This is a genomic window from Bradyrhizobium sp. P2_E8 (assembly GCF_056403875.1).
This window is the reverse complement of record NZ_JBFUES010001314.1, coordinates 1-1714: the sequence shown is the minus strand read 5'-3', so window position 1 is coordinate 1714 and position 1714 is coordinate 1. Positions and strand designations below refer to the sequence as shown.

General features: G+C 64.2%; 1 protein-coding gene. It reads right to left on the bottom strand.

All coding sequences use genetic code 11. The features are described from left to right. Positions 1 to 66 precede the first annotated feature (66 nt). Positions 67 to 1714: aconitate hydratase AcnA (acnA, locus tag AC1D00_RS39945; RefSeq protein WP_477014486.1), on the bottom strand; the 1648-nt coding region annotated here is incomplete at its 5' end.

Genomic DNA, 1714 nt, shown 5'->3' with positions numbered 1-1714 from the left:
GTGATAGGCCGCCTTCGTTTAACCTTCTACTCACTTCGCAGTGAGCCACCGTTCACAAATTCGCGCTTACGCCGCGAGCTTGCGCAGCACGTAGTGCAGGATGCCGCCGTTCCGGTAGTAGTCGAGCTCGTCCAGCGTATCGATGCGGCAGAGCAGCGAAACGCGCTGCAACGAACCGTCGCCGGAGACGATCTCCGCGGTCAGCTTCTGACGCGGCTTCAGATCGCCGACGAGACCACGCAGCGTGACCTTCTCGTCGCCCTTCAGGCCGAGCGACGACCAGGAGGTGCCTTCCTCGAAGGTCAGCGGCAGCACGCCCATGCCGACGAGATTGGAGCGATGGATGCGCTCGAAGCTCTGGCAGATCACCGCGCGCACGCCGAGCAGACGCGTGCCCTTCGCAGCCCAGTCGCGCGAGGAGCCGTTGCCGTATTCGGCGCCGGCGAACACCACCAGCGGCACTTGCTCCTGCTGGTACTTCATCGCGGCGTCGTAGATCGACATCTGCTCGCCGTCGGGCCAGTGCTTGGTGAGGCCGCCTTCCGGGATGTTGCCGTCGGCGCCCTTGAGCATGAAGTTCTTGATGCGGATGTTGGCGAAGGTGCCGCGCATCATCACTTCATGGTTGCCGCGCCGCGTACCGTACTGGTTGAAGTCGGCGGGACGCACCTGGTGCTCGCTGAGATACTTGCCCGCGGGCGAGGTGAGCTTGATCGAACCGGCCGGCGAGATGTGGTCGGTGGTGATCTTGTCGCCGAACATGGCGAGGATGCGCGCCTCGACGATGTCGGTGACCGGCTCCGGCTCCTTCTTCATGCCTTCGAAGTAGGGCGGGTTCTGCACGTAGGTCGAGCTCATGTTCCAGCGATAGGTCTCGCTCTCGACGGTCTTGATCTTGCGCCAGTTGGTGTCGCCCTTGAACACGTCGGCATACTTCTTCTTGAAGATCGCCGCGGTCACGAACTTCTTCATGAAGGCGTTGATCTCCTTCGTCGTCGGCCAGATGTCCTTGAGGTACACCGGCTTGCCGTCCTTGCCTTCACCGAGCGGCTCGACGGCGAGGTTCTTGGTGACGCTGCCGGCAAGCGCGTGGGCGACGACCAGCGGCGGCGAAGCCAGATAGTTCGCCTGCACGTCCGGCGAGACACGGCCTTCGAAGTTGCGGTTGCCGGAGAGCACGGCGGCCGCGACGATGCCGTTGTCGTTGATCGACTTCGAGATCTCCTCCGGCAGCGGACCGGAATTGCCGATGCAGGTGGTGCAACCGAAGCCGACCAGGTTGAAGCCGACCTTGTCGAGATCGGCCTGGAGGCCGGAATCGGCGAGATAGGCCGCGACCACCTGGCTGCCCGGGGCAAGCGAGGTCTTCACCCACGGCTTGGCCTTGAGGCCCTTGGCGGCGGCGTTGCGCGCCAGCAGGCCAGCGCCGATCAGAACGCTCGGGTTCGAGGTGTTGGTGCAGGAGGTGATGGCGGCGATCACGACGTCGCCATGGCCGATCTCGTACTTCTTGCCTTCGACGGCAAAGCGCTTCGCCGGCTCTTCGGTCTTCTTGTACTCATTGGTGAGCGCGAGCGAGAAGCCTTCGGCGACCGCGGGCAGCGCGATGCGGCCTTCGGGACGCTTCGGACCGGCCATCGACGGCACGACGTCGGCGAGATCGAGCGTCAGCGTTTCCGTGAACACCGGATCGGCCGACTTGGCGGTGCGGAAC